The following is a 21742-nucleotide window of genomic DNA, read 5'->3' as shown; positions in this document are numbered from 1 at the left end:
TTTTTGTTTTTTTGCTGGTGGGGGTTTGGGTGGTGTGGGCCCCCAACCCCCCCCCCAAAAAAACTAGTAAACGCCGCCGGAAGTGGGCTGTGCCACCTGCCCATCCTTGAACTTCGCCGCCAACCCCTGCAACCCGCGCATCAGCACGGTGGTATCCACACCCACCGCAACGAATTTCGCGCCCAGTTCGATATAGCGCCGCGCGAGCTTTTCATCCGCGCTGAGAATCCCCGCCGCCTTGCCGGCCTTGTTGATCCGCGCGATGGCGTCTTCGATCGCTGCCTGCACATCCGGGTGTCCCGGGTTGCCGCGATGACCCATGGACGCGCTGAGGTCAGCCGGGCCAATGAACACACCATCAACACCGTCCACCGCAGCGATCTCGTCCAGGTTGGCCAGGCCTTCCTGGTTCTCGATCTGCACCAGCAGGCACATCTGCGCATCGGCGTGATCAAGGTAGCCGGGGATGCTGTTCCAGCGCGAAGCCCGCGCCAGGGCGCTGCCGACGCCACGCACACCCTGCGGCGGGTAGTGGATGGCGCGTACAAGCTGGCGGGCCTGCTCGGCGCTTTCCACCATCGGCACCAGCAGCGTCTGCGCGCCGATGTCGAGGACCTGTTTGATCAGCGCGGTATCGCCGATCACCGGGCGGATGATTGCCTCGCTGGCGTACGGCGCCACGGCTTGCAACTGCGCGAGCATGCCGCGCAGGTCATTCGGCGCGTGTTCGCCGTCGATCAGCAGCCAGTCGAAGCCGGCGTTGGCCGCCAGTTCCGCGCAGTAAGCATCGGCCAGACCGAGCCACAGGCCGATCTGCGCCGGGCCCTCGCTCAGGCGTTGTTTGAAGCGGTTGACGGGCATGTCCATGGGACGCTCCTGATCAGACGAAACGGCAGGCGATAGAGCCGAGCATGTCGTAGTCGACGTGGAAGGTGTCGCCCGGGCGCGCGGCCACCGGACGGGTGAACGAGCCGCCGAGAATGATCTGCCCGGCTTCCAGGGTGACGTCGTACGGCGCCAGTTTGTTCGCCAGCCACGCCACGCCCTTGGCCGGATGGTTGAGCACCGCGGCGGAGACGCCGGACTCCTCGATCACGCCGTTGCGGTAGAGCACCGCCGGCACCTTGCGCAGGTCGATATCGGTCGGCCGCACCGGCCGGCCGCCCATCACCACGCCGGCGTTGGCGGCGTTGTCGGAGATGGTGTCGAAGACCTTGCGGGTGACCTGGGTCTGCGGGTCGACCTGGTGGATGCGCGCGTCGATGATTTCCAGCGCCGGGATCACCCACTCGGTGGCGTCGAGCACGTCGAACACGGTGACGTTCGGGCCTTTCAGTGGCTTGCCGAGGATGAACGCCAACTCCACTTCCACCCGCGGCACGATGAAGCGTTCGAACGGAATGTCGCTGCCTTCTTCGAACAGCATGTCGTCGAGCAGCGCGCCGTAGTCCGGCTCGGTGATGTTCGACGACACCTGCATGGCGCGGGAGGTCAGGCCGATCTTGTGACCGACCAGCTTGCGCCCGTCCTTGATCTTCTGCGCGACCCAGGCGCGCTGGATGGCGTAGGCGTCCTCGATGGTGATGCCGGGGTGCTCCAGGGAGAACTGGCGCACCTGTTCGCGGTTGCGTTCGGCCCGGTCCAGTTGGGCCGCTGCGCTGAGGATCTGGCTGTGGTCGAGCATGATCGAATCTCTTACTGAGGGTTGACGGTGGCGGCGTTGGTGCGCAGCACCAGCAGGCCGCCGAGTGTGATGAAAACGGCCAGCACGTACAGGGCGAGGCTGGCGCTGTGGGTGGTGTCGCGCATCCAGCCGATCAGGTAAGGGGCGGAGAACGAGGCGATGCTGCCCAGGGAACTGATCAGGCCGATGCCCGCCGCCTGGGTGGTGTTGGACAGGAAGGCCGGGGGCAGTTGCCAGAACATCGGCAGTGCGGCGCTGGCGCCCATGCCGGCGATGATCAGGCCTCCCATCACCAGGATGGCGTTGTCCGGCGCAATACCGGCCACGGCGATCCCGAAGGCGGACATCAGCAGCGGCACGCAGAGGTGCCAGCGGCGTTCGCGGCGGCGGTCCGAGGAGCGGCCGCAGGCGATCATGAAGAAGCAGCCGGCCAGGTACGGCACGGCGCTGAGCAGGCCGACGCGGCCGTCGCTGCCGATGCCGGCGCCGTGGATCAGGGTCGGCATCCAGAAGGCCAGGGTGTTCACCGCCAGCATCACCGCGCAATACACCGCGACCAGCAGCCAGACCCGCGCATCGCTGAAAAGGCCGCCGAAGGAGGTGATCGACTTGCGTTGTTCTTCCTGGTTGAGCTCTTCGCGCAGGCCGCGTTTCTGCTCGTCGTTCAGCCAGCTGACGCTGTTGAAGTTGTCCGGCAGGCACTTGAGTACTACCAGACCGAGCAGGATGACGGGAGCGCCTTCAAGCAGGAACATCCACTGCCAGCCGCGCAGGCCGGCGGCGTCATGGAACAGTTCGAGGATGCCGCCGGACAGCGGGCCGCCGACCACACCGGCCATCGGCACGGCGATGGCGAACAGCGCGGTGATCTGCGCGCGGCGACGGGCCGGGTACCAACGGTTGAGGTAGACCAGAATGCCCGGGAAGAAGCCCGCCTCGGCCACGCCCAGGAGGAAGCGCAGCACATAGAAACCGGTGGAGGTTTCCACCAGCAGCATGCTGGTGGACAGGGCGCCCCAGACCACCATCAGCGTGGCGATCCAGCGACGCGGGCCGACACGGTCCAGGGCCATATTGCTCGGCACGCCGAACATTGCGTAGGCGATGAAGAACAGGCCGGCGCCGAAGCCATACACCGTGTCGCTGAAGTGCAGGTCGGTGCTCATCTGCATCTTGGCGAAGCCGATGTTGATGCGGTCCAGGTGGGCGAACAGGTAACACACCAGCAGCAACGGCATCAGCCGCCAGGTGATGGTGGAGTGGGTCGAGTCTTGACGCCCGAGTGCTACGGTATCTGCGGTATTGGCTGTGCTCATGATTTTTTCTTTTTTGTCAGAGTGGCCGTGGGTGTTACAGGCGGGAGGGTTCAGCCCGCCTGGTTGTTGAGAAACGCGTGGACGTTGTTCTGCTTGAAGTTCAGTTGCGGGTGCAGCTCGATCATTTCGAACGACAGCGCCAGCAGACGCTCGGCCTGCAGTGCGGCGAAGTGCTCGGTGATGACCGCGAACAGTTGCTCGGCGACCTGGGTACGGGTTTCCAGGTCGCGGCCATGGCCGACTTTCAGGGTCATGTGGACGAAGGCGTAGTCGTGCTTGCCGTCGGCCATGCGCCAGGTGTCCAGGCGCACCGCGCGGCTGCGGATGCCGCCGAGCGGAAACACGCCGCTGGCGCCGAGGGTGGCGTGGACTTTTTCGAACAGGGCGGGCAGGTCTGCCTGTTGTTCGATGTTGTCGGTGATTTCAGCGATGAAGTGCGGCATGGGAACTCCTTGGGAAATCAGACCGGGAAGATCGCGTTGATCTGGCCGGTGCCGGAGCTGCCGAAGGCTTCGGTCAGCACTTCCACCGGCTTGTCGTAGTCGGCGCCGCCGAGCAGGCCGAGCAGCATCGCGGTGTCGTGCATGCCGCCTTCGCCGTAGCAGTGCGCGGCGTAGTCGGGGAGCATCGCGCAGAACTCTTTGAAGCGACCTTGCTTCCACAGCTCCACCACGCGCATGTCCACTTGCTTGTCGAACTCGCGGGTCCAGTTGTGGATGTTGGCTTCGGCGTTGCGGTCGTCGGAGAAGCGGTGGGACAGCGAGCCGGAGGCCAGCACCAGCACCTTGCGGTCGCTCTTCTCGATGGCGCGGCGGACCGCGGCGCCGAACGCCAGGCTGTCTTCCAGGCGGTGCCAGGCGCACCAGGCGGCGATGGAAACGACCTTCAGGCGCTCGCTTTCCGGCACGCCCATGTGCATGTAGCGCATCGGCACCAGGGTGCCGTATTCCAGCTCCAGGCTCGCGATGTTGTGGGCCTGGGTACGCACGCCGGCGGCGTTGGCCTCGGCGGCGATCAATTCGCCCAGCTCGGGGCAGCCGGGGTATTCGAATTCCATGTCCTTGATGAAATGCGGCAGCTCGTTGCTGGTGTAGACACCCTTGAAGTGCTCGCCGCAGTTGATGTGGTACGCGCTGTTGACCAGCCAGTGCACATCGAACACCACCGCGGTGTCGGCGCCCAGTTCGCGGGCCCGGCGACCGATTTCCTTGTGCCCGGCGATGGCCGCTTCACGGCAGCCGTGGTGCTTGCCCGGCAGCTCGGACAGGTACATCGAGGGGACGTGGCAGACTTTGGCTGCCAGGACGACTTCGCCCATGATGGAACTCCTGATTCTGTTGTTCTTCTTTTGTTCTCGCACGGGAATCCCCTGTAGGAGCGAGCTTGTCGGAGCGCCGAACCGTCGCGAAGGGCTGCGCAGCAGCCCCAAACCGGTGTTACCAGGATTTGCGACCGCTTCGCGGTCGTTCGCGAGCAAGCTCGCTCCTACAGGAGGGGAGTTGCTAGCCCTTACACACCCCAGCGCGGAATATGGTGGCTGCCCATCGAGATGCACACGTTCTTGATTTCGGCGAACACTTCGAAGCTGTACTGACCGCCTTCGCGACCGGTGCCCGAGCCCTTCACGCCGCCGAACGGCTGGCGCAGGTCGCGGACGTTCTGGCTGTTGATGAACACCATGCCGGCTTCGATGCCGCGGGCCAGGCGGTGAGCCTTGCCGATGTCCTGGGTCCAGATGTACGAGGCCAGGCCGTATTCGGTGTCGTTGGCCAGTTGCAGCGCTTCGGCTTCGTCCTTGAACGGGATCAGGCAGACCACCGGACCGAAGATTTCTTCCTGGGCGATGCGCATCTTGTTGTTCACGTCAGCGAACACGGTCGGCTGGATGAACTGACCTTTGGCCAGGTGCGCCGGCAGGTTGGCCGGACGCTCCAGGCCACCGGCGAGCAGGGTGGCGCCTTCCTCGATGCCGATGCGGATGTAGCCGGTCACCTTGTCGTAGTGGGCCTGGGTAATCATCGAGCCGACCTGGGTTTTCGGATCGGTCGGGTCACCGACGATCAGGCGCTTGGCGCGGGCGGCGAACTCGGCGACGAACTGCGGGTACACGCTTTCCTGGATGAAGATCCGGCTGCCGGCGGTGCAGCGTTCGCCGTTCAGCGAGAAGATGGTGAACAGCGCGGCGTCCAGCGCACGTTCCAGATCGGCATCTTCGAAAATCAGCACCGGCGACTTGCCGCCCAGTTCCATGGAGTACTTTTTCAGGCCGGCGGTCTGCATGATTTTCTTGCCGGTGGCGGTGCCGCCGGTGAAGGAAATCGCACGCACGTCCGGGTGACGGACCAGCGCGTCGCCGGCGGTGGCGCCGTAGCCCTGGATCACGTTCAGCACGCCGTTGGGGATGCCGGCTTCAACGGCCAGGCGACCCAGTTCGTTGGCGGTCAGCGGCGACAGTTCGCTCATCTTCAGTACCGCGGTGTTGCCCAGTGCCAGGCACGGCGCGGTCTTCCAGGTGGCGGTCATGAACGGCACGTTCCACGGCGACACCAGGCCACACACACCCACCGGCTGGTACAGGGTGTAGTTGAGCATCTGGTCGTCGACCGGGTAGGTGTGGCCGTCCATGCGGGTGCAGACTTCGGCGAAGAAATCGAAGTTGTGCGAGGCACGCGGGATCAGCACGTTCTTGGTCTGGTGGATCGGCAGACCGGTATCGAGGGTTTCCAGCTCGGCCAGTTTCGGCACGTTCTGCTCGATCAGCTCGCCCAGCTTGCGCATCAGGCGGGCACGTTCCTTGGCCGGGGTGTTGGCCCATTTCGGGAAGGCTTCTTTCGCCGCGGCAACGGCCTGGGCGACTTCCTCGGCACCGCCGCTGGCGACTTCGCCGATGGCTTCGCCGGTGGCCGGGTTGTAGTTGACGAAGGTGTCCTTGCTCTCGACCTCACGGCCGTTGATCCAGTGCTTGATCATGCTGCTCACGCCTCTTTGTTGTACTGAGCGAAGAACTCGGCTTCGCTGACGATTCGGTTGACCAGACGGCCCACGCCTTCCACTTCCACCACCACTTCATCGCCCGGCACCACGTCGGCCAGGCCTTCCGGCGTGCCGGTGGCGATCATGTCGCCCGGTTGCAGGGTCATGAAGCTGGACAGGTATTCGATCAGGTAAGGGATGTCGAAGATCATGTCCGCGGTGGTGCCTTCCTGTTTCAGCTCACCGTTGATCCAGGTGCGCAGGGTCAGCTTCGACGGGTCTGGCACGTCGGCCACATCGACGATCCACGGGCCGACCGGGGTGGTGGCGTCGCGGTTCTTCACCCGCAGGTTGGGGCGGTAGTAGTTCTCGAGGTAATCGCGGATGGCGTAGTCGTTGCACACGGTGTAGCCGGCCAGGTACTCCAGGGCGTCCTCGCGCTTGACGTTGCGCGCCGGCTTGCCGATGACGGCCACCAACTCGCACTCGTAGTGCATGTACTTGATGTTGTCCGGGCGCCAGGTGATCTGGTTGTGGCCGGTGTAGGTGCCTGGCGATTTGACGAACGCCAGCGGCTCGGTCGGCGGCGCGAAGGCCAGCTCGGCGGCGTGGTCGGCGTAGTTCAGGCCCAGGGCGAACATGTTGCCGTTGGCGGGCGGCAGCCATTCGACCTGGTCTTCGGCGATCAGTCGGCCATCGGCCAGGCGCACGGCGTTGTCGGCTTCGACGGTGACCGCGTGGACATCGCCCTGGAAACGGATACGAGCGTGTTTCATCAGTGCGACTCCTCCTCGGCAACGATGGGGTTGGCCAGGCGACCCAGTCCGGTGATTTCGATTTCGACGTGGTCGCCCGGCTTGACGTCGGCGCGGCCTTCAGGGGTGCCGGTGATCAGCACGTCGCCTTCATGCAGGGTCATGAATTCGGTGATTTCCGCGATCAGTTGCGGGATACCGCGCACCAGGTTGGCGGTGCTGTTCTGCTGGCGAACTTCGCCGTTGATGAACAGGCGGATGTCCAGGCTGTGCGGGTCGGCGATCTGCTCAACGGGCACCAGTTCCGGGCCGATCACACAGAAGCCGTCGCGGCATTTGGCCTTGACCGCGGGGCGGTAGTAGCTCTCTTCCGGCAGGCTGAACTCGTTGACGATGGTGAAACCGGCAACGTGCTCCAGCGCCTGCTCGGCGCTGACGCGGCTGGCGCGCTTGCCGATAACCACGCCCAGTGCCGGGCCGGCCTGCAGGTGTTCGACGCCCTTTGGGTAAACCACCGGCTGGCCGTGGCCATTGCGGGTGTTGGGGGTCTTGATGAACAGCACCGGCTTGACCGGTGGCTTCTGGTACGGCGCCTGTTCGAATTCGGCGAGACGCTGTTCCAGCAGCCCCTTGTAGTTCAGCGCAACGCCGAACAGGGTGCCGGTGGCAGCGTCATGCAGGGCACGGCTCATGCTCTTCTCCTGACAAGGGCAGGGCATCGGGTGCCCCGCGGGGGATAATTGTTAATGTGTTAACGTTATAATTAAGATGTTAATGAAATGCAAGCTGCTGTTTCATCCGTGCGGCGTTAAGCTGCGCGCAGAACAACACGCGGTACGACGGGTACAGAGCCATGAGCGATCGCACGCCGATCCCCAACATCAACATCGGTCAGGTCTACGACCAGCGCTACAGCGATTCGGAAGTGCACTACGACAAGCTCGGCAACCTGGCGGGCTTCTTCGGTCGCAACATGCCGGTGCACCGTCACGACCGTTTTTTCCAGGTGCACTACGTCAAGTCGGGCACGGTGCGGGTCTATCTGGATGACCAGCAGTACGTCGAATCCGGGCCGATGTTCTTCCTTACGCCGCCGACCATCCCGCATTCGTTCGTCACCGAGCCGGACGCCGACGGCCACGTGCTGACCGTGCGTCAGCAACTGGTGTGGCAGCTATTGGAAGCCGATCCGGCACTCGCGCCGGGACCGCAAGTGGCGCCGGCGTGCGTGGCATTGACGGGGCTGGAAGGTAATTTCGCGGCTGAGGCGCAGCGGCTCGAACGGCTGTTCGAGTTGCTGCATGGCGAAGTGAATGGCGACGAAGCGGGTCGCGGCGCGGCGCTGCACAGCCTGACGCGGCTGATCATGATCAGCCTGTTGCGCCTGTGTGCCCGCTCATTGCCGGCACGCTCCACGCGGCATGAGGACTTGCTGATTTTCCATCGCTTCAACGAGCTGATCGAAGCGCATTACCTGGAGCACTGGCCGCTGTCGCGTTATGCCGAGGGGATTGGCGTGACCGAAGCGCGGCTCAACGACATCTGCCGACGCATCGCCGACCTGCCGTCCAAGCGTCTGGTCCTGGAGCGGCTGATGCAGGAAGCCAAGCGACTGCTGTTGTTCACCGGTAGCTCGGCGAACGAAATCTGCTACAGCCTGGGGTTCAAGGACCCGGCGTATTTCAGCCGGTTTTTCCTGCGGTATGCGCAGGTGACGCCGGGGGAGTATCGGCAGCGGCAGGGCGGGTTACGTTGAGGTGATGGTGTTGCTGATGGCCTCATCGTCGCAGTTTGGCGATGAGGCCGGACAAGTCAGACCGATTTCTCAGCCAGCCACCTTCAACTCAGGCACCGCCACCCGCCGCAGTTTTTCCCGCTCCCCGCGGAAGTGCGGAAGAATGTGTTCCCCCAACCGATACGCCTCTTCCAGATGCGGATACCCCGCCAGGAAGAACACATCGATCCCCAGTTCGTTGTACTCGCGAATCCGCGCCACCACGTTTTCGTAGCTGCCCACCAGCGCCAGCCCCGGCGGAATGCCGATGTAGCCGAACCCCGCCCAGACATTGGGGTAAATGAAGAAGTCATCGAACTGACGGCTTTCCTCGCGGCTGCCGTATTCCTCTTCATAACTCAGCTTGCGCGCGGTACGCAGCCCGGCATGCGCGGCTGCGGCCTTGATGGTGTTCTTGGCCACGCCTTCATCGAAGAAGCGCTTGGCTTCGACATGCGCCAGTTCCTCGGTCTCGCGGGTAATGACATCGATGGACAAACCGAAGCGGATATCACTGCGCCCGTACTTCAAGGCCCGCGCGCGGATATCGGCGATCAGCTTGCGAATCTCGTCTGGATGCTCGGCGCGCATCAGGTAGAAATCGGCGTGCTTGGCGGCGAACTCGCGGCCGGCGTTCGATGAGCCGGCGGTGCAGATCAGCGGCAACTCGGCTTTTTTCTGCGGGCCGCGCAGGCCGCCGCCCTGGGCTTTGTAGAAGTGGCCGTCATAGTGGAAGTTTTCCGAATGCCAGTAGCCCTTGACCACATCCATGAACTCGGTGGCCCGCGCGTAGCGCTCGTCGTGGTCGCTGAAGTCGCCGACCTGGCGCTGCACCGTGTCGGAGCCACCGTTGATGATGTTCCAGATCAGCCGGTTGCCGGTGGCGCGCTGGTAGGTCGCGGCCTGTTGCGCGGCCACCCACGGCGTGTAGTGGTACGGCTGGAACGCCGCGACGTAACTCAAGGTGCGGGTTTCCCGGGCCAGCAGCGAGCACACCGTCCACGGTTCTTCGCCGTAGGGCGCATTGACCATCAGCACGCCGCCGAAGTTGTTGATCTCGGCGGCCCTGGCGATCTGCCCGAGGTAATCGATGTAGGTGAAGTGGTCGCCGACACTGAAACCGGACACCGCGCCGGTGCTGTCGCCGCCGGCATGCCAGTCGCCGCGGTTGCGCGGGTCGCCGGGGAGGAACTGGGTTTCGCCGTGAAGGGGCAGGCGGGTGAAGAATTCGATACTCATGGCGAAGTCCTTATTGCACGGTGGGGTTGCAGACGGGCGCGACAGGCTGGTCGCTGAACACCTTGCGGGCGAACGGCAGCGAGTCCTTGAGCGAGGCGTTCACCGTCTCGCTGTGGCCCAGGCCCTTGTACAGATGGCCCTCGACCACCGAACCGGCCTTGCAGGCGTCCTGCATCAGCGCCACCTGGGTGGAGGCGGCGGGCGTCTTGTCCTCGGCACCGGTGCCGATGAAGATCGGCTGCGCCAGTTTCAGCGTCGGGTAGCTGACCTGCGCCTGCCAGGCTTTCAGTTGTGCGCCGTCGTTGACCTTGCGGCTGTTGGCCGGGGTCAGGCCGGTGCCGATGACGTCCGAGACCAGCGACGACAGGCAACTGGTGCGCGCCTGTTCGAACAGCGGCAGGGCCTTGTCGGTGTAGAAGTCACGCGGGTTGATGTGCGGGTTGTACTGCTGCGCCGCGAGCAGGGTGTAGAAGCCGTAAGCGAGGGCGGCGTCGACCTTGTTCGGGTCCTGCTCGCCGACGTTCTTCTCGCCGACGGTGTAGATCACGCCGGTGCCGACGCTGCCTTTCAGGCCCAGGTCCGGGGCATAGGTCGGCGCGTAGGCGGCCGAGGCGAAGGCGCCGGCGCCACCCTGGGACTGGCCGAGCACCAGCACCTTGTTGGCCAGCCCCGGCACGCCGCCGATCACCGCCCGCGCTGCGTCGAGGATGCCGTAGGCGGCCATGCGGTTATTCAGTAGCGGATGGCCGCCGGGTACGCCGAGGCCCTGATAGTCGGTGGCGACGATGGCGTAGCCCTCGCTCAGCCAGCGCGCCAGGTACTGCACGTCACGGTAGGAACGCCCGGCCCAGGACGGCGCGCAGATATCCGCCACGCCAACGGTGCCGTGGCCCCAGGTGACCACCGGCCAGCCGCCTTCCGGCGCCTTGCCCTGGGGAATGAACAGCGCGCCGGACACCGCGACCGGGGTCTTGCCGTCGATGCCGTCGGTGGAGCTGTAAAGAATGCGCAGTTGCTTCGCCGAGCCGGGCAGGGCGAGGGTGTTTTCCAGTGGCTCGCTGCGCAGCAGCTTGCCCGGTGTCGCCGGAATGGCCTTTTCCCAGGTGTAGAACGCCGAGACACGGCCATCGCCTTGCTGCGGGTCGGGTTTTGGTGCGTAGGTGTCGGCGGCGAAGGCGCTGAGGGAGAGGGTCAGCAGACTCAGCCCGAAGGCCAGCTTGTGCGGGAGTTTCATGAAGGGTCCTTGAAGAAAAGGCAGTCCCCAGCCTTAGAGCGAAACCCATGCCAATTGTCTGGAAATAGCCTGTAAGCCACGGATTGCGGGGCTTTCAGAAGAAATACGGAAGCGCCACTGTTGCCTGGCGTGCTGGCCGTTGAGCAACGGGTGTTGCCCGGTTGCTGCTGGGGCAGCAGTTTGATGTGTTAGCTGTTTTTGGAATATTCAAATGCAAATTAATAATTATTTGTTCTAATTTGTTTCGTGCACTATGAAGGCGCGCCACCCATGCCAGGAATGCCTTTATGTCGCTGCTTACCCATCCCAACGCTCGCGAACTGACCAAATCCGTTCGCGCCACCGTACTGGTGTTCAAGGACCCTCGGTCCCAGGAACTGCTCAGCCGCATCGAGCGCCTGGCGCCCAGCGAAGCCAACACGCTGATCATCGGCGAGACCGGTACCGGCAAGGAGCTGGTGGCGCGCCATATTCATCAATTGAGCCGACGCGGTCGCGAGCCGTTCGTCGCGGTCAACTGCGGGGCCTTCGCCGAAAGCCTGGTGGAGAGCGAACTGTTCGGCCACGAGAAGGGCGCCTTCACCGGCGCCACCAACGCCAAGGCCGGCTGGTTCGAGGCGGCCAACGGCGGCACTTTGTTCCTCGATGAGATCGGCGATCTGCCGCTGAACATGCAGGTCAAGTTGCTGCGGGTGCTGCAGGAGCGCGAAGTGGTGCGCCTCGGCTCGCGCACGCCGGTGCCGATCAATGTGCGGCTTGTGGCGGCGACCAACGTCAACCTGGCCGACGCCGTGGTGGCGGGCAATTTCCGTGAAGACCTGTTCTACCGCCTGCACGTCGCGACCATCCGCCTGCCGCCACTGCGCGAGCGGCCGGGCGATATCCTGCCGCTGGCGGAATTCTTCGTCGAAGAACACTGCCAGCGCCTCGGTTACAGCCGCGCCAGTCTGAGTCTGGAAAGCGAACGCAAGCTGCTGGCGCACAGTTGGCCAGGCAACATCCGCGAACTGGAAAACGCCATTCACCACGCCTTGCTGGTCTGCCGTCAGCAGGTGGTGCAACCGGGCGACCTGCACCTGGTGGACATGCGTCCGATGGGTGTGCGCGTCGAGGAGCATGCCTTGCCGCTGCGCCTGCCGGCTGCACCGCCGGATCTGGAAGCGGCGTTGACCGCGCTGTTCGAACAGAACATTCCGGACCTCTACGAGCACATCGAAGAAACCGTGTTCCGCACCGCCTACCGGTTCTGCCACGGCAACCAGTTGCAGACCGGACGGCTGCTGAACATCAGCCGCAATATCGTCCGGGCACGCCTGGAGAAAATCGGCGAATTGCGCCGCAGCGACGCGGCGCAGATCTGATCAGATCAGGCGGGTCAGCAGCCAATACAGGCTGCCCGACAGCAGGATCGAGATCGGCAGGGTCAGCACCCAGGCCATCGCCAGGTTGAGGATGGTCCGGCCCTGCAGGCCCGAACCGTTGGCCACCATGCAGCCGGCGACCCCCGACGACAACACGTGGGTGGTGGACACCGGCAGGCCGAAATGGTCCGCCGCGCCAATGGTGCACATCGCCACCAACTCGGCGGAGGCTCCCTGGGCGTAGGTCAGATGGGTCTTGCCGATCTTCTCGCCCACCGTCACCACGATGCGCTTCCAGCCGACCATGGTGCCCAGCCCGAGGGCGATGGCCACGGCCACTTTGACCCACAGCGGAATGAAGCGGGTGGCGTCGTCCACTTGCTTCTGGAACAGGTGCACGGTGCGCCGGGTGTCGGGATCGACATCCAGCAGCTTGTGCTTGTCCATCAGGCGAATCGCCTCGCTGGTCAGGTACATGTCGTTGCGCACGTTGCCCATGGCCTCGGCCGGAATGCCGGCCAGCGAACCGTAGCTGCCCACCTGGCGGCCGATGGTGCCGGCAAGTTCGGCCAGCGCGGGGATCAGTTCCGGGCTCGGAGCGGGGCTGCGGATGAACGCGGTCAAGGTCTGTCGCGCATCGGCGGGCGCCGCTTGCCTGGCATGGCTGGCCAGCGCCACGCTAGTGGTCTCGGCCATCGCCACGAACTGCTGCGATTGCTCCTCCGGCATGGTGCGGTTCAGCGCGTAGGCCATCGGCAGGGTGCCGACCAGGATCAGCATGATCAGGCCCATGCCTTTCTGCCCGTCATTCGAACCGTGGGCAAAGGACACCCCGGTGCAGGTGACGATCAGCAGGCCGCGAATCCACCACGGCGGTGGCGTGTTGCCCACCGGCGCCTGGTACAGCGCCTTGTGCTTGACCAGCTTGCGCAAGGCCAGCAACAACAGCGCGGCGCAGGCGAAACCGATCAGCGGCGAAAACAGCAGCGAATAGCCGACCTTGCTGGCTTGGGTCCAGTCGACGCCACTGGTGCCGTCGCGACCGTGCATCAGCGCATTCGCCACGCCGACGCCGATGATCGATCCGATCAGGGTGTGGGACGAAGACGCCGGCAAACCCAGCCACCAGGTGCTCAGGTTCCAGATGATCGCCGCCAGCAGCAGGGCGAAAACCATGGCAAAGCCGGCCGAGGAACCGACCTGCAGGATCAGCTCAACCGGCAGCAGGGCGATGATGCCGAACGCCACGGCGCCGCTGGAAAACAGCACGCCGAGGAAATTCCAGCAGCCCGACCAGACCACCGCGAAGCGCGCCGGCAGCGAGTGGGTATAGATCACCGTGGCGACGGCGTTGGCGGTGTCGTGAAAGCCGTTGACGAACTCGAAGCCCAGGGCGATCAACAGCGCCAGGCCGAGCAGCAGGAACGGGGTCCAGGTGGTGATCACCGTGCCGCTGGCATCGATGTCGCGAAACAGGCTCCAGGCGGTGTAGAGCAGGGCGCCGATCAACAGGCTGAAGAACAGGACGGTAGGGGTACGGCTCGAACGCGTCTTGAGAGGGGATGCAACGTGCGCGTCCACGGGGGGGATAGCGCTGGTCTGGGTCGTCATGAGAGGGTCCGGGGTGGAATTTCAGGCTCATGCCTGGCACAAAGCCAGCATACAATTGCCTTCAGCAGCCACCCTGACGGGGATCAACGAAACCCCATGGGCAATCGCTAAGCTCAGCGGCAACCAGAAGGACGCCCCCGTGAATCTTCACCTCTCTCCCGCCAGTGCTGAGCATCTGCCCTTTGCCCGTGACCTGACCCGGCGCGGGATGCTGCGCTACTACTGCCAGTACGACCTGCTGTGGCTGGATGAGGCATTCGACCAGGCCTGGAACTGGCGTGAGCAATGGCGGGTGATGGACGGCGAGGTGCTGGTGGGTTTTTGCAGCCTGAGCCAGGACGGCAAGGCGCTGTATATCCGCGAATTGCATATAGTCGAGTCGGCGCGGGGCCAAGGTATTGGCGCTTGGGTGTTGCGGGAACTTGACGCCTGGGCTGCGCAGCGGCGGTTGCGGTGGCTGCGCTTGACCGTGTTCAAGAGCAATCCGGCCCGCCACCTCTATCTGCGCGAAGGCTTTGTAGAGCAGGGCGAGGACGAATGTTTCGTGCGTATGCAACTAACGTCGCATTGACCCGCATCGAAAGGGGCAGGGCGTCTTGTGCTGCAAATCGCATCCCGTGCATAGTTCAAGATTGTTGACGGCGCAGCGGATGTGCCGGGTTTTCTACCCTTTAGTGGGTGTATTGCAAAGGAATATGTATTCAAATGAAGGGAATAGGATTACGTCTCAGGGCAGAGCGCGAGCGGTTGGGTCTCACCCAGCGAGCTTTCGGTGACATCGGTGGCGTGGAGCCCAACGCTCAAGGCAAGTATGAAAGCGGCGAACGTACGCCGCGGGCTGATTACCTGGCCGCAGTGGCGGCCAACGGCGTCGATGCCCTCTATGTACTGAGCGGGGTGCCGACCCCGGCAGTGCTGGACAATCTGCGTCCCGGCGAGAATCACCTGTTGGACTGCTACCGGCGGCTACAGCCCGCGGATCAGCAGGCTGTAAGACATTTGCTTGAGAGTCTGGCAGGAACAATTCCAAAGCCTGTAGGCAAAGTGGTATCTGCCTGATCAGACAAGTGGCGTTTTCGTAGTCGAATTTATGTAATTTGACGTCATATTTGTGACGCATTCTGTTAGGTCCACCACGCAATTTTTTGATAAGGTGGCGGGATCCAATTCAGACCGTAAGGCGAGGTGTCTGCTTGATTAGGGTTCTGGTGGTCGATGATCACGATCTGGTTCGTACCGGTATTACCCGCATGCTGGCCGACATCGACGGTCTGCAGGTAGTGGGCGAGGCCGATTCCGGTGAAACGGCGCTGAAGGTCACCCGCGAGCTCAAGCCCGATGTGGTCCTGATGGACGTGAAAATGCCCGGTATCGGTGGTCTTGAAGCGACCCGCAAACTGTTGCGCAGTCACCCTGATATCAAGGTGGTGGCGGTGACCGTCTGCGAGGAAGATCCATTTCCCACACGCCTGTTGCAGGCCGGTGCCGCTGGCTATCTGACCAAGGGCGCCGGTCTCGACGAAATGGTCCAGGCCATTCGTCTGGTTTTCGCCGGCCAGCGCTACATCAGTCCGCAGATCGCCCAGCAACTGGCGCTCAAATCCTTCGAGCCCAAGAACGCCTCGCCGTTCGACAGCCTGTCGGAACGGGAGATCCAGATCGCACTGATGATCGTTGGTTGTCAGAAGGTCCAGATCATTTCCGACAAGCTGTGCTTGTCGCCGAAAACCGTGAACACGTACCGTTACCGGATCTTCGAGAAACTTTCGGTCACCAGCGATGTGGAACTCACCTTGCTGGCCGTCCGCCACGGCATGGTTGACGCCAACCTCTGAACATGACCCCCGCGTTTGATCCAAGTGCTTTTCTAGCGACCTGCAGCGGCCGTCCGGGTGTCTACCGGATGTTCGACGCGGACGGCCGCCTGCTTTATGTCGGCAAGGCCAAGAACCTCAAGAAGCGCCTGGCCAGCTACTTCCGCAAGACCGGCCTGGCGCCGAAGACGGCGGCGTTGGTTGGTCATATCGCTCAGGTCGAGACCACCATCGTCGCCAGCGAAACCGAGGCCCTGCTTCTTGAGCAGAACCTCATCAAGGAATGGCGCCCGCCCTACAACATCCTGCTGCGTGACGATAAGTCCTACCCCTATGTCTTTCTGTCTGACGGCGCTTTCCCACGGCTGGGCATTCACCGTGGCGCCAAGAAACAGAAGGGCCGGTACTTCGGGCCTTATCCCAGCGCTGGGGCGATCCGCGAAAGCCTGAGCCTGCTGCAGAAAGCGTTTCATGTTCGTCAGTGCGAGGACAGCTACTACGCCAACCGCACCCGGCCTTGCCTGCAATATCAGATCAAGCGTTGCAAGGCGCCTTGCGTCGGTTTTGTCGAGCCAGAAGAGTATGCCGAGGACATACGTCACTCGGTGATGTTCCTCGAGGGGCGAAGCCACCAACTGACCAACGAACTCAATGCCGACATGGAAAAGGCCGCGATGAGCCTGGCCTTCGAAAAGGCCGCCGAGCTGCGCGACCAGATCGCCCTGCTGCGGCGGGTCCAGGACCAGCAGAGCATGGAGGGCGGCAGTGGCGACGTGGACGTAGTGGCGGCCTTCGTCAACCCAGGCGGCGCCTGTGTCCACCTGATCAGCGTGCGTGGCGGGCGCGTGCTGGGCAGCAAGAATTTCTTTCCCCAGGTGGGTATCGAGGAGGAGGTGGCCGAAGTCATGTCGGCCTTCCTCGCCCAGTACTACCTGGGTAACGCCGAGCGCGAGTTGCCGTCGGAGCTGATCGTCAACGTGGTGCACGAGGACTTCGACGCCTTGCGCTCGGCGCTGGAAACCCTGCGCGGTCGCGAGCTGGCCATCAGCCACCGGGTTCGCGGAACCCGCGCCCGCTGGCAGCAACTGGCCGTAACCAACGCCGAACAGGCATTGGGTGCGCGCCTGGCCAACCGTCAACATATGGCGTCTCGCTTCGAGGCGCTGGCCGAAGTGCTGGGCTTGCCGGAAGTGCCGCAGCGCCTGGAGTGCTACGACATCAGCCACTCCAGCGGCGAAGCCACCGTGGCGTCCTGCGTGGTGTTCGGCCCGGAAGGACCGCTGAAGTCCGACTACCGTCGCTACAACATCGAAGGCGTTACTGCCGGCGACGACTACGCCGCCATGCAACAGGCCCTGACCCGGCGCTTCGGTCGGATCAAGGATGGCGAAGGCAAACTGCCGGACGTCTTGCTGGTGGACGGCGGCAAGGGCCAGTTGAACATGGCCCGGGATGTTATGCAGGCGCTGGCCGTGCCGGACCTGACCCTGCTCGGCGTGGCCAAGGGCGTGACCCGCAAGGCCGGTTTCGAGACGCTGTACCTCAACGACGTCCAGCACGAATTCACCCTGCGCGGCGACTCGCCGGCGCTGCACCTGATCCAGCAGATTCGCGATGAAGCCCACCGCTTCGCCATCACCGGCCACCGTGCCCGGCGTGGCAAGGCGCGGCGTACCTCGAGTCTGGAAGACGTCGCCGGTGTCGGGCCAAAGCGTCGTCGCGACCTGCTCAAACACTTCGGAGGCTTGCAGGAATTGTCCCGCGCCAGCGCGGAAGAAATCGCCAAGGCACCGGGAATCAGCAAAAAGCTCGCCGAGTCGATTTATGACAGCCTGCATAGCGAGTAGAATGCCCGCTCACCTCGCAGCCAGTTGTCCCGATGAATATTCCGAATCTGCTTACCGTTCTTCGTGTCCTGCTCATCCCGATCTTCATTCTGCTGTTCTACGTGCCGTATCACTGGAGCTACGTAGCCGCCAGTAGCGTATTCGCCATTGCCGCCGCCACTGACTGGCTCGACGGCTACCTGGCGAGGCGCCTGGAGCAGAGCACGCCGTTCGGGGCCTTCCTCGATCCGGTGGCCGATAAGCTGATGGTCGCGGTGGCGCTGGTGCTGCTGGTGCAGGTTCACGCCAACTTGTGGCTGACCTTGCCGGCGGCGGTGATCATCGGTCGTGAGATCGTCGTTTCCGCGTTGCGCGAATGGATGGCCGAGATCGGCGCGAGGGCGCATGTGGCGGTGTCGAACCTGGGCAAATGGAAGACCGCGGCGCAGATGCTGGCGCTGGTCATCTTGCTGGCCAACCCGGCGACGCTCAGCACTTGGGTGGTGCTGGGTTATTCTTTGTTGATTATCGCCGCGGGCCTGACCCTGTGGTCGATGGTGCAGTACCTGCGGGCCGCTTGGCCGCACCTGCGGGAAGGTTCAGAAAAAAAATAAAACTTTTTTGAATCAAGGGGTTGACGAAATATTTCAAAACTATAAAATGGCCACCATCAAGACGACGCGGGAATAGCTCAGTTGGTAGAGCACGACCTTGCCAAGGTCGGGGTCGCGAGTTCGAGTCTCGTTTCCCGCTCCAAACATGGCGCTACAGGATTCAATAGAGTGCTGTAGCCAAGAAAAAAGGACCTTCGGGTCCTTTTTTCGTTTCTGCCGAAACCGCTGAAAACCACCAGTATCCGCGCATTTTAAGTACACGATTAAGTACACGAATTCGGTGCCTGATCCGGTGGGATGCTGAAGCGGATTGACGCTGGAGCTGTTTGGGCAATGTGACAAGCATCTGGTTCCTGACCCCGCTCAGGAGCTTGTTATGGCACTTTCTGATATGGCCGTCCGGCATGCCCGGGTCACCGGCACCACTTACTCCCTCACTGACGCCGATGGGCTGTCCCTCTACGTCTCTTCAGGCGGCAGCAAGATCTGGCATTTCCGCTACTACTGGTTTGGCAGGCAGCAACGCATGTCGCTGGGTAGTTATCCGCATGTCGGCCTCAAGGAGGCGCGCGCCAGCCGGGATGAAGCGCGTGCGCTGGTTGCGGATGGCATCAATCCCTGCGGCCAGCGCAAGGAGCAGAAGCGTGCGGCCCAGGTTATGGCTGACTACACCTTCGCATCAGTCTATGCACAGTGGCTGGCTTTCCGTGCGCTTGAGTTGAAGGAGGGGCAGCAAAGTACGCTCTCCCAGATTCGCAGGATCTTCAAGAAAGACATTCTCCCGCACCTGGGTGGGCGATCGATCTTCGGGATCACCCGTCATGACCTTTTCGATGTGCTCAGTCGAGTCGAGCTGCGTGATGCGCTGACCACTGCCGAGAAATGCCGCACCTGGTTCAATCAGCTTTTCCGGTATGCCTTGGTCAGGGTGCCCGGCCTCGAAATCAATCCAGCGTTCGACCTGGATGTCGTCGCCATCCCCAAGCCTCCGGTGGATCACAACCCCTTCCTGCAAATGCACGAGCTCTCGGTGCTGTTACCCAAGATGCGCGCCTACGGCGGCACTGTCTCGACGGTGATGGGGTTGTTCTTGTTGCTGCTGACGGGGGTTCGAACGGGGGAGCTTCGGTTGGCAACACCTGACCAGTTCGATTTGCAAAGGCGCTTATGGGTCATACCGCCAGAAGTGGTGAAGCAGCTTCAGGTCCACATGCGCAAGACGCGCAGAAAGCCCACGGCTATCCCTCCTTACATCGTTCCGTTGTCCCATCAGGCAGTTGAGATCGTCCGCCTGATGTTGAGTCTGGTGCGTCCTGGGCAGCGGTATCTGTTCTCGCATCGTTCCAGGTTGAATGAACGCATCAGTGAGAACACGCTGAACAGTGCCTTGCATCGACTTGGCTATGCAGACCGGCTCACGGGGCATGGTATGAGGGCAACGATCACCACGGCGCTTACAGAGCTTGGCTACCCCCAGCAATGGATAGATGCCCAGCTCTCGCACAGTGAGCCTAATAAGGTGCGAGCGGCCTATACGCACGCTCAGTACGTCGAGCAGCGACGAGCGATGATGCAGGACTGGGCTAACCGACTGGATCAGTTGGAGGAGGGCAGGGTTGCGGTGGCGTGTGAGCGATTGACCACCAGCCTGGAAGGGGCTGTTCTGCAGTCATTGAGGGCGCGGGGGCTTGAGAAAGAGGTAGGCTTGGAGGTGAGCGAGTTGATGGATCGACCAGTGCAGGCCGGAGTTCATAGATCTGTTCGTCGCCCGCCCTGTGAGTGCTTGCCGAAGTCCGCTGTTGCAGTGCAAAGTTCTGAGCCAGTGTCTGAGTTTCAGCGCGAGCGTGCCGAGATGCTTGCCATCTACGAGGCGCCTGCAAACTTGACGGTGCCGGCATTTGCAAAGCTTGCGGGTAAATCCCGTGACCAGATTAATCGTGATCTGAAAGCGAAGCGGTTGTTATCGATCGGTTTGGGGAATCGAGGGCAGCGTATTCCTGATTGGCAATTGGACCCGTTGCGTCATGAGCTTGTCTTGGCTGTTCTGAAACATGGCCAGGACACTGACTCTTGGTCGGTCTACCGAGCCTTGACAGGGCCGAGCGCGGACCTAGGTGGGATCGGTCCTATTGCGTTCGTAACACGGGACAATTTTGAACGCGTGTTGTCCGCTGTCGCCAGTCATATGCGAAGAGCATTCGCGGAGCTTCGCAGAGCCTGACTGTTTTCCGCTCCCAGTAGACCGAGGGACTTTCTTGTTTCCGGGCGGGGCCGTTGGGTATGTCTTGCAGGTGTGAGCTATTGGCCTTTAGCTCTCTGGTAGATAGCGGTCATTGATGACAGGCCGCTGTCGACCCAGAGCGGTCTGTCGTCAAGGGCAGCAATCGACCCAGGCTGTGTGAAAACACCGCCGAGCAGTTCAAGACCTGCGGTTTAAAACAGTATGAGTCGATAGTGGACTTTCACGACCGGCAGCCTTCGTTCGGTCGTTGTCCTTCGAACAGCAATGGCTGGGCTCATTCATAAAATTTACCAGCCAGCAAAATGGCCGCACAGCGTTGCCATACGTTTGATCTACTGGCACTCACAGGGGAACTGCGTGAGCTGGCAGTCGCCCACGCTGCGGCAGCATCAAGAAAGGTATCAATAGAGCCGTTTTCCCACCCCAACGCCCCCGGTCCATAGGGAGACGACGGAGAGGTCTCCTCCAGCAAACGCTCCTCGGCGAAATCCATACCTAGAGCTTCAATGAAGCCGATGAATGATTGTTCGTCGTCTACGGTTTTCAGTAGCTCATCAAGATTTATGGACATGGTGACCTTGGAGGTGCGTGATAGGTGATAGCGAAGGAGTAAATTCTCACTATGCTGCTATGCCACGAGATGAGGGGCAAGCTTACGTCCTCTTTGGGGCCAGGCTGTGAGAAAGGGCCAGTAATCGTCTAACCTTTTCATCGTCGAGATCGTAGCAGGGGCGATCATGAAGCGATTTATTGAAGGTGAGGCTCGGACGCAAGTCACCTTGCTGACGATTACGTAGCCGAAGAAAATCCAGTGCGCGTGGTCGATGTTTTCGTCGATGAACTCGACCTAGGCGCACTTGGTTTTGAGGGCGTCGATCCTGCCGCAACTGGTCGTCCGGCCTATCACCCAGCGGTGTTGCTGAAGATCTATATCTACGGCTATCTCAATCGGATTCAGTCCAGCCGCCGACTTGAGCGTGAGGCCGAGCGCAACGTCGAGTTGATGTGGCTAACGGGGCGTTTGGCTCCGGACTTCAAAACCATTGCCGACTTTCGCAAAGACAACGGCAAAGCCATTCGCAGCGTATGCCGCCATTTCGTAGTTCTTTGCCGCAACCTCAATCTCTTCTCCCAGTCGATCATCGCCATCGACGGCAGCAAATTCAAAGCCGTCAATAATCGCGACCGCAATTTCACTCAGGGCAAGGTGAAAGCCCGCATGCAGCAGATCGAGCAGAGCATTGATCGATATCTGGCGGCGATGGATTCGGCGGATCGGGCAACGCCCGAAGTGGCTGA

General features: G+C 62.3%; 20 protein-coding genes, 1 tRNA gene and 1 pseudogene. 10 read left to right on the top strand and 12 right to left on the bottom strand.

All coding sequences use genetic code 11. The features are described 5' to 3' along the window. Nucleotides 1-63: 63 nt before the first annotated feature. The 8 genes from hpaI to NTD82_RS02420 all read right to left on the bottom strand — a co-directional run bounded on the left by hpaI (nt 64) and on the right by NTD82_RS02420 (nt 7420). Entirely contained in the window at nt 64-867 is an 804-nt protein-coding gene (gene hpaI, locus NTD82_RS02455) for a 4-hydroxy-2-oxoheptanedioate aldolase (RefSeq protein ID WP_262127632.1), read from the bottom strand. A gap of 13 nt (nt 868-880) precedes the next feature. Continuing rightward, nucleotides 881-1684, bottom strand: coding sequence for a 2-oxo-hept-4-ene-1,7-dioate hydratase (hpaH, locus tag NTD82_RS02450; protein WP_095159798.1), 804 nt, complete (start codon nt 1682-1684; stop codon nt 881-883). Nucleotides 1685-1695: 11 nt separating this feature from the next. Beyond that, the gene (locus NTD82_RS02445) at nt 1696-3000 is read right to left on the bottom strand and encodes an MFS transporter (protein ID WP_262127631.1); all 1305 of its coding nucleotides are present in this window, start codon (nt 2998-3000) and stop codon (nt 1696-1698) included. 50 nt (nt 3001-3050) lie between these two features. Then, nucleotides 3051-3443 (bottom strand): 5-carboxymethyl-2-hydroxymuconate isomerase, encoded by a 393-nt coding sequence (locus NTD82_RS02440; protein WP_175651757.1) that lies wholly within the window; start codon nt 3441-3443, stop codon nt 3051-3053. 17 nt (nt 3444-3460) lie between these two features. After that, nucleotides 3461-4318: a 3,4-dihydroxyphenylacetate 2,3-dioxygenase gene (gene hpaD, locus NTD82_RS02435; RefSeq protein WP_095159795.1), complete on the bottom strand. Its 858-nt coding sequence runs from the start codon at nt 4316-4318 to the stop codon at nt 3461-3463. A gap of 191 nt (nt 4319-4509) precedes the next feature. Next, nucleotides 4510-5970 carry a 5-carboxymethyl-2-hydroxymuconate semialdehyde dehydrogenase gene (hpaE, locus tag NTD82_RS02430; protein ID WP_095159794.1) on the bottom strand — a complete coding sequence of 487 codons (1461 nt, stop codon included), beginning with the start codon at nt 5968-5970 and terminating at the stop codon, nt 4510-4512. Nucleotides 5971-5975: 5 nt separating this feature from the next. Continuing rightward, a complete protein-coding gene (locus NTD82_RS02425) occupies nt 5976-6749 on the bottom strand; it encodes a fumarylacetoacetate hydrolase family protein (RefSeq protein WP_095159793.1) in 774 nt (257 codons plus the stop codon). Continuing rightward, entirely contained in the window at nt 6749-7420 is a 672-nt protein-coding gene (locus NTD82_RS02420; RefSeq protein WP_095159792.1) for a fumarylacetoacetate hydrolase family protein, read from the bottom strand. The genes NTD82_RS02425 and NTD82_RS02420 overlap by 1 nt, the downstream gene beginning before the upstream one ends. 161 nt (nt 7421-7581) lie before the next feature. Here NTD82_RS02420 and hpaA point away from each other — a divergent pair, with 161 nt between their 5' ends. Next, entirely contained in the window at nt 7582-8484 is a 903-nt protein-coding gene (hpaA, locus tag NTD82_RS02415; protein WP_262127630.1) for a 4-hydroxyphenylacetate catabolism regulatory protein HpaA, read from the top strand. A gap of 69 nt (nt 8485-8553) precedes the next feature. Here the strand turns inward: hpaA and NTD82_RS02410 are convergent, their stop codons facing one another. After that, nucleotides 8554-9741: an LLM class flavin-dependent oxidoreductase gene (locus NTD82_RS02410; RefSeq protein WP_262127629.1), complete on the bottom strand. Its 1188-nt coding sequence runs from the start codon at nt 9739-9741 to the stop codon at nt 8554-8556. Nucleotides 9742-9751: 10 nt separating this feature from the next. Continuing rightward, entirely contained in the window at nt 9752-10975 is a 1224-nt protein-coding gene (locus NTD82_RS02405) for a lipase family protein (RefSeq protein WP_262127628.1), read from the bottom strand. Between the two features lie 287 nt (nt 10976-11262). Here NTD82_RS02405 and NTD82_RS02400 point away from each other — a divergent pair, with 287 nt between their 5' ends. Continuing rightward, entirely contained in the window at nt 11263-12336 is a 1074-nt protein-coding gene (locus NTD82_RS02400; protein WP_110973095.1) for a sigma-54 interaction domain-containing protein, read from the top strand. Here the strand turns inward: NTD82_RS02400 and NTD82_RS02395 are convergent, their stop codons facing one another. Continuing rightward, nucleotides 12337-13947, bottom strand: coding sequence for an inorganic phosphate transporter (locus NTD82_RS02395; RefSeq protein WP_095159787.1), 1611 nt, complete (start codon nt 13945-13947; stop codon nt 12337-12339). 139 nt (nt 13948-14086) lie between these two features. Here NTD82_RS02395 and NTD82_RS02390 point away from each other — a divergent pair, with 139 nt between their 5' ends. The 7 genes from NTD82_RS02390 (at nt 14087) to NTD82_RS02360 (ending at nt 20422) form a co-directional block, all read left to right on the top strand. Next, entirely contained in the window at nt 14087-14518 is a 432-nt protein-coding gene (locus tag NTD82_RS02390; protein WP_262127627.1) for a GNAT family N-acetyltransferase, read from the top strand. Nucleotides 14519-14652: 134 nt separating this feature from the next. After that, complete coding sequence (locus tag NTD82_RS02385; RefSeq protein WP_095159786.1) at nt 14653-15006, top strand: helix-turn-helix domain-containing protein; 354 nt, start codon at nt 14653-14655, stop codon at nt 15004-15006. 134 nt (nt 15007-15140) lie between these two features. Next, complete coding sequence (gene uvrY / locus NTD82_RS02380; protein ID WP_095159785.1) at nt 15141-15782, top strand: UvrY/SirA/GacA family response regulator transcription factor; 642 nt, start codon at nt 15141-15143, stop codon at nt 15780-15782. A gap of 2 nt (nt 15783-15784) precedes the next feature. Beyond that, the gene (gene uvrC, locus NTD82_RS02375) at nt 15785-17608 is read left to right on the top strand and encodes an excinuclease ABC subunit UvrC (protein WP_262127626.1); all 1824 of its coding nucleotides are present in this window, start codon (nt 15785-15787) and stop codon (nt 17606-17608) included. 32 nt (nt 17609-17640) lie between these two features. After that, nucleotides 17641-18201: a CDP-diacylglycerol--glycerol-3-phosphate 3-phosphatidyltransferase gene (gene pgsA / locus NTD82_RS02370; protein WP_262127625.1), complete on the top strand. Its 561-nt coding sequence runs from the start codon at nt 17641-17643 to the stop codon at nt 18199-18201. 66 nt (nt 18202-18267) lie between these two features. Continuing rightward, nucleotides 18268-18343: transfer RNA gene (locus tag NTD82_RS02365), tRNA-Gly, on the top strand. 234 nt (nt 18344-18577) lie between these two features. Next, on the top strand, nt 18578-20422 hold the full coding sequence (locus tag NTD82_RS02360; protein ID WP_262127624.1) for a tyrosine-type recombinase/integrase: 1845 nt from the start codon (nt 18578-18580) through the stop codon (nt 20420-20422). Between the two features lie 295 nt (nt 20423-20717). On the opposite strand, the gene NTD82_RS02355 is transcribed toward NTD82_RS02360, so the two are convergent. Continuing rightward, entirely contained in the window at nt 20718-21014 is a 297-nt protein-coding gene (locus NTD82_RS02355) for a hypothetical protein (RefSeq protein ID WP_064618392.1), read from the bottom strand. 166 nt (nt 21015-21180) lie between these two features. Between NTD82_RS02355 and NTD82_RS02350 the strand changes: the two are divergent. Then, nucleotides 21181-21742, top strand: a pseudogene (locus tag NTD82_RS02350) (transposase); the annotation flags it as partial.

The sequence above is a fragment of the Pseudomonas sp. 5P_5.1_Bac1 genome (assembly GCF_025466015.1).
In the GTDB taxonomy this organism is placed as follows: domain Bacteria; phylum Pseudomonadota; class Gammaproteobacteria; order Pseudomonadales; family Pseudomonadaceae; genus Aquipseudomonas.
This window is presented reverse-complemented; position numbering and strand designations above follow the sequence as displayed.

Excerpts from the sequence above, each read along its gene's own strand:
- hpaI (WP_262127632.1), bottom strand. The coding sequence starts at position 867 with ATGGACATGCCCGTCAACCGCTTCAAACAACGCCTGAGCGAGGGCCCG.
- hpaH (WP_095159798.1), bottom strand. The coding sequence starts at position 1,684 with ATGCTCGACCACAGCCAGATCCTCAGCGCAGCGGCCCAACTGGACCGG.
- NTD82_RS02445 (WP_262127631.1), bottom strand. The coding sequence starts at position 3,000 with ATGAGCACAGCCAATACCGCAGATACCGTAGCACTCGGGCGTCAAGAC.
- NTD82_RS02440 (WP_175651757.1), bottom strand. The coding sequence starts at position 3,443 with ATGCCGCACTTCATCGCTGAAATCACCGACAACATCGAACAACAGGCA.
- hpaD (WP_095159795.1), bottom strand. The coding sequence starts at position 4,318 with ATGGGCGAAGTCGTCCTGGCAGCCAAAGTCTGCCACGTCCCCTCGATG.
- hpaE (WP_095159794.1), bottom strand. The coding sequence starts at position 5,970 with ATGATCAAGCACTGGATCAACGGCCGTGAGGTCGAGAGCAAGGACACC.
- NTD82_RS02425 (WP_095159793.1), bottom strand. The coding sequence starts at position 6,749 with ATGAAACACGCTCGTATCCGTTTCCAGGGCGATGTCCACGCGGTCACC.
- NTD82_RS02420 (WP_095159792.1), bottom strand. The coding sequence starts at position 7,420 with ATGAGCCGTGCCCTGCATGACGCTGCCACCGGCACCCTGTTCGGCGTT.
- hpaA (WP_262127630.1), top strand. The coding sequence starts at position 7,582 with ATGAGCGATCGCACGCCGATCCCCAACATCAACATCGGTCAGGTCTAC.
- NTD82_RS02410 (WP_262127629.1), bottom strand. The coding sequence starts at position 9,741 with ATGAGTATCGAATTCTTCACCCGCCTGCCCCTTCACGGCGAAACCCAG.
- NTD82_RS02405 (WP_262127628.1), bottom strand. The coding sequence starts at position 10,975 with ATGAAACTCCCGCACAAGCTGGCCTTCGGGCTGAGTCTGCTGACCCTC.
- NTD82_RS02400 (WP_110973095.1), top strand. The coding sequence starts at position 11,263 with ATGTCGCTGCTTACCCATCCCAACGCTCGCGAACTGACCAAATCCGTT.
- NTD82_RS02395 (WP_095159787.1), bottom strand. The coding sequence starts at position 13,947 with ATGACGACCCAGACCAGCGCTATCCCCCCCGTGGACGCGCACGTTGCA.
- NTD82_RS02385 (WP_095159786.1), top strand. The coding sequence starts at position 14,653 with ATGAAGGGAATAGGATTACGTCTCAGGGCAGAGCGCGAGCGGTTGGGT.
- uvrC (WP_262127626.1), top strand. The coding sequence starts at position 15,785 with ATGACCCCCGCGTTTGATCCAAGTGCTTTTCTAGCGACCTGCAGCGGC.
- pgsA (WP_262127625.1), top strand. The coding sequence starts at position 17,641 with ATGAATATTCCGAATCTGCTTACCGTTCTTCGTGTCCTGCTCATCCCG.
- NTD82_RS02360 (WP_262127624.1), top strand. The coding sequence starts at position 18,578 with ATGGCACTTTCTGATATGGCCGTCCGGCATGCCCGGGTCACCGGCACC.
- NTD82_RS02355 (WP_064618392.1), bottom strand. The coding sequence starts at position 21,014 with ATGTCCATAAATCTTGATGAGCTACTGAAAACCGTAGACGACGAACAA.